Origin of the sequence: Pseudomonas sp., assembly GCF_037994325.1 — a bacterium.
Taxonomy (GTDB): domain Bacteria; phylum Pseudomonadota; class Gammaproteobacteria; order Pseudomonadales; family Pseudomonadaceae; genus Aquipseudomonas.
In genome coordinates this window covers 1-5,109 of the sequence record NZ_JBBNAH010000090.1, presented here as the reverse complement: position 1 = coordinate 5,109, position 5,109 = coordinate 1, and the positions used below count along the sequence as shown (strand labels likewise).

4 protein-coding genes and 1 pseudogene are annotated in these 5,109 nt (G+C 55.1%); 1 reads left to right on the top strand and 4 read right to left on the bottom strand.

What is annotated here, in order from left to right:
• Window positions 1-340, top strand: a pseudogene (locus AAAB16_RS02905) (hypothetical protein); the annotation flags it as partial.
• Window positions 341-372: 32 nt separating this feature from the next.
• On the opposite strand, the gene AAAB16_RS02900 reads toward AAAB16_RS02905, so the two are convergent.
• The 4 genes from AAAB16_RS02900 to AAAB16_RS02885 all read right to left on the bottom strand — a co-directional run.
• Window positions 373-582, bottom strand: a complete 210-nt coding sequence (locus AAAB16_RS02900) for a VanZ family protein (RefSeq protein ID WP_340661984.1) — start codon at window positions 580-582, stop codon at window positions 373-375.
• Between the two features lie 59 nt (window positions 583-641).
• Entirely contained in the window at window positions 642-1,727 is a 1,086-nt protein-coding gene (locus AAAB16_RS02895; protein ID WP_340661983.1) for an acyltransferase family protein, read from the bottom strand.
• A gap of 481 nt (window positions 1,728-2,208) precedes the next feature.
• Window positions 2,209-3,411 (bottom strand): acyltransferase, encoded by a 1,203-nt coding sequence (locus AAAB16_RS02890; RefSeq protein WP_340661982.1) that lies wholly within the window; start codon window positions 3,409-3,411, stop codon window positions 2,209-2,211.
• Window positions 3,412-3,421: 10 nt separating this feature from the next.
• Window positions 3,422-5,109, bottom strand: a 1,688-nt coding sequence (locus AAAB16_RS02885) for an acyltransferase family protein (protein ID WP_340661981.1), incomplete at its 5' end; no start/stop codon positions are given.

Sequence of the window (5,109 nt, the reverse complement as noted above, 5' to 3'; positions counted from 1 at the left end):
CGCATTGGGCGCCGGGTGGGGCGTCAATGCGCTGCGGCGCAACCGCGACCTAGGCCCCACGTTACGCCCCGCGCTGCCCATGCTTGGCTGTCTGCCGTTGCTGCTGTTTGTGTTGTGCGCGCTTTATCACGCGCAGAAGGCTATGTGGCAGCGCGAATCGGTGTACCGCAATGGGATGGGGTTTGGCGCCAGCATGGGGATTGTGGCGTTGCTCATGCACTCGTTCGCCGATTTCAACCTACAGATTCCGGCGAATGCGGCGACCTATACGGTGCTCTGTGCCATTGCCGTAATCGGCAATAACCACTACCGCGAACGACGCGCTCGTACGCAGGATTGAAGGCCTGAGACTAGTGGGAGAGGATTTTTAATTTAGTAGTCGCCCGCCGTTTCGCGTAGCAGCAGCCGACGTTTCCAAAGCAGGGCAGGGCCCATTCCCAGCAGCACTCCCACTACGTTGGCGAACATGTCACCAACAGAGGCTGCGCGCGCGGGCATCAGCCCTTGGACAAACTCAATCAGCAGAGCCAGCAGCAGGCAGTAGAGCACGGTCCAGAAAGTCAGCGTTCTGGGAAACGCCACGCAATCGAGTCTTGTGGTTGATCTCTAGTGCCGGAACCTGACTGCGCGGCTGCGCGTTATTACCCTAACTTTCTTTGCGCAACTTTAATCTTGAACAGTTCACGCTTGGGCAGAGCAAAAAGTATACGGCCATACTGTCTATTGAGTATCCAATACAAAAACAAACAGATGGAAATGTTGAGCGCGATAAAGCCAGCAAGTACGAATAAACTGAGATTCAAGTGCGTTGGCGTTGTCGGCACCTCGATGGGGAAAATAAGCTGCGCAGCGATATTAATAATAAATTGATGCATTACATAAATGGGCAATGTTTTGCGCCCAAGATTTTGCAATAACTCCAGTTTTAAGTGTCGGGTTGCTAGGGAAATTGCATACAGTGAAGCGATTACGAGGCAGGTACAAATCAGTATCCTAACGCCAGGTAAATCAATAGCGTCATAGTGTAATGTTATTTTGCCAAAAAGCAGAAAAGCGCAAAAGGCCAAGATAAAATTGCGTACCGAAAAGTGCGTAGTAATGTGTTCCACATAGTGTTTGCCGAAACATCCTGCGCAGAAGAACACCCCGTTGCCGCAGATAATGCGTATGCTCCACTGATCAGCCGAGAAGATTTGTCGGCACACCACGGCGATCAGCAGCAAAACGGAAAAGGTCAGCCATTTGTGCTGGTTACCGATTTTGCACGCGCTGAAGAACAGAACCAGCGCATATAAGTACCATATGGGTGTGTTGCCCGTGACTAGGTCATGCAAGAACTCATCAAGAGTTTGCGGAACGTCTTCGCCTCCAAGCACGAAGGCTGGATTGAAATGTGTAATAAGCATTTCACGGAAGAGCCAGTCCAGCCATACCCACAATATATACAGCCACAGCAGCATCGCCACACGTGGCTCAAATATTTCCCGCCAGCTGCGGTTGAATACAGCAGTATGTGCAAGGTAGCCGGAAATCAAAAAGAACAATGGCATGCGCATTGTCCCTAAACCGGCGATTATAAGTTGCACATCTCTATAGCTCTCTGCTTCAAGGAATTGGGGGTTCTTTAAAATGAAAAAATTAAACGTATGGAACATCACGACTAATATGATGCAAATGCCCTTGGAGACGTCTAAGCACTCATTTCGCGAGGGTAAGGCTTTAGGCATCATACGTATCCTTGTCTTTTTCGTCGTGAACCGAACCCTGTAATTCAGGGCTCGTCAGTATCCATATTGAGCGTTCAGGCATGCTACTGTCCCAAGGTTTGTGGTTAATCCCTTGAGATGAATCTGGCAGTTGCAGTGTTTATTTCCCGCCACGAGTGGTGGGTTCTAATACGGTCTCGATGAATACCATTCAGCATACTGTGGCTCTTGCTCTATTGGTGGCGTAATTCATTACCTGGTCATGAAAGTGACTGTGCGCAGTGCCTGTTGCTTACCAACTTTTCACCCCGTAAAAAATAACCCCAGTGCGTAGAAGTACCAGCCATGTATATAGTCAGGGTTGAAGTCAGGTGTGCCCGGAAGCACCAGTCAAGAACCACCCAGAGCATACAAAGTCACAGCAATGTGGCGATTCGAGGTTGGAAAACCTCGCGCCAACTGGGTTTGAAAACCGTGCTATGAGCAAATATCAATCGATAGTTCAGCCGTTTTGAGTTCCAGCCACGGTTTTTTGTTTGGTTGCGGCATTCAGCATGAAGGCGCGTACATGCTTTTGCGCAGGTGTTTCGAAATAGTAGTAGCTCAACAGGCATATGGGGATGAGCAACACAAAAAACATAATCATCGATAACGGGTTGTAAAAGAAGCTATTGGCGATACCCATATAGCGAGTTACTTCAAATACGACTAACTGCAACGGGAAGTGCAGCAGGTAGGAGGAGTAGGTCAGGTTGCCGACCATGGCGAAACGCCGGCCCAGGTAACCGCGCCAGGTTTCCGCCAGCGCCAGGCTAAGAATGGTCAGCGGGAACAGCAGCGCCACCGGAATGAAACGGGTCGCGGCATGAATGGCTTTGCCGATCATCGGGTGCAGGTGAGCGGGCAGAATGCCTTCGAGCAGCAATTGCACGTGCCCCCATAGCCAGCCGGTTTTCACTTCCACCAGGGTGGCCAGCCACAGCGCGCCGGTCAGTCCGAGGACGATGGGCAAGGCTTTGTTGAGCAGGCCCTGCTGACACAGGTAACGGTAGAAACGGAAGATCGCGCCGCCGAGGAAGAACGAAAAGATCCCGCGGCCGAGAATCGGTGCCACGGTCAACACCACCAGGCCCACGGCGATCATCGCCAGCACCGCCTTTAAACGCAGACGGAACAGCAGGCAGACGGTGAAGAACAGCAGGTACATCAGCACTTCCACCGACACCGACCACACCGGGCCGTTGAACGATGGTCCTTGTTCCAGGCCCCAGCTGGAGGCCATAAACAGGTTCAAGACGAAGTGGTAGGTATCGTTGAATGGCACCACAAAGTAGTCACCCGTGCTCGCGAGCACCCATTTTTGCGCCACCAGCACAAAGATAAGCGTGGCGAAATGCAGCGGGTAGAGCCGCGAGAAGCGCAGGGCAAAGAACTGCCAGGCGCTGACCTTGCGTTCGGCGATCTGCTCGGCATACAGCCAGAAAAAAATGAACCCGGACAGCGAGAAGAAGAAGTCCACCGCCAGCCAACCGGTGTGGTACAGCAGGTAAAACACCGAGTAGAACGGCTGCGCTTCCATCTCGTAGGGCATAAAGGTGCTGCCGGCGTAGAAGAAGTGCTGCCAGTGCCAGAACACCACGGCAAGCGCCGCCAGACCTCGAATAAGGTCCAGTGAGTAAAAACGATTGGGGATGGACGCTGTCATGACGGGCTCGTTAATTGTCGCTCGGAGGTAAATTGGCGAGGTTGCCCATGGGCGATGTTGGCAGTGCGGTGGGAAGCTCCGGCTGCAACGGGCTGAAAATCTCGCGGAACATTGGGACTAGTAAATCGCCGCCACGTTCACTCAAATGATCGTCGTCGATATAAACCGGGTGCCCCTGCACATCGCCCTCGCAGCGGCCATCGCGGCACAGGTAGGGCAGGGGGTTGAGAATCTTCACCCCGCAGCGGGCAGCGGCCAGGTCCTGGGTTTCCCACACATAGGCATTGCGCGCGCGGTACTCGTCCATGCTCACCGACACTTCAATGCTTTTGCCCTGCATCAGTGCCCGGCCCATGGTTTTTGGCACATCCAGCTTGAGCTCCGGAATGGGCCGCAGCATGTACACCGGGCGGCTTTTGGCGAACCCACAGGCCGAAGCGATGATGCCCTCGCGCATTTCACTCAGGTACTCAGGTGTGCGTGAGGCGAAGGGCTTGTCGAAGTACAGGTAGGGCAGGGCCATCTCTGCGCCACGTTCCGGTTCATTGGGGCCCAGTACATAGAGCGAGGTGCGGTTGATGATGATCAGCGGTGCTTTGCCCAAGGCCGGGTCATCGGCACTGAGTTCTTCTTTGCTTTCTACAAAGTCGCCACAGCGGTAGGTCAGTTGATCGGCGGCCTTGACCTTGGCGATGGTCGGGCAATTGCTCATGGTCCAGTCCAACACATGTTGTTGCGGGCCTGGCAGTGACCGCTCCACCGCACGGATCAAGGCGGCTGCGTGGCTATCACCGACCACAATGGCGCCGAGTTCATTGCCGCCATAAGTGCATTCCGGCACTTTGGAAAACTCGTTGGCCAGGCACTCGGCCTTGCGTGGGTTCTGGTTTTCGGCCTCGGCAAACACCGCGTCAATCTGCTCAGGCAGTCGCCCGGGCACGCCGTGCTGCAACAAAATCACTAAGCTGGGCACCATCACCACCAACAGGCTGGTGGCGATTGCCAGTGACGTCAGGCTGCGCGGCAAGCGGGTTAGGCCATTGCGCGCTCGGTTCTCGATATAGCGATACGACAGTGCGCCCAAGCCCAGCGTCAGCAGCAACCCCAGGGCGATGGCCGACACCGAGTTCTGCCGTTGCACGTACACCAAGCCAACCACCAGCGGCCAATGCCACAAGTACAGCGAGTAGGAGCAGTCGCCTAGCCATTGCGCCGCGCGGGTAGCGGTCCACAGCGAGCCTTGGCGCGCGGCGAGCAGAATCAGCATGGTGCCGCACACCGGCACCAGGGCGCGCCAGCCGGGCCAAACGCTGCTGGCATCAAACAGCACAATGGAGCCGATCAGCAGGGCAAAACCCACTGTTTCCAACACGCGTTGGCGCAGAGGCGTCAGCGCGAACTTATTGGCGGTCAGGTACACCAGGCCGCCGGCCAGCATTTCCCAGGCGCGAGTGGGCAGCAGGTAAAACGCCGCCGAGGTTTTGATCGGGGTGATAAACAGGCAGAGCAGCAGCGACAGCAGCAGGCCAATCACTACCACGGCCAGTTGCATAGGACGCCCCGGCCTGAGCTTCCAGGCCGCCAGCAGTACCAGCGGCAAGATCAGATAGAACTGCCATTCCACCGACAACGACCAGGTGTGCAACAGCAGCTTGTCGTGTGAAGCACTGTCGAAATAGCCGTCTTCACGCCAGAACA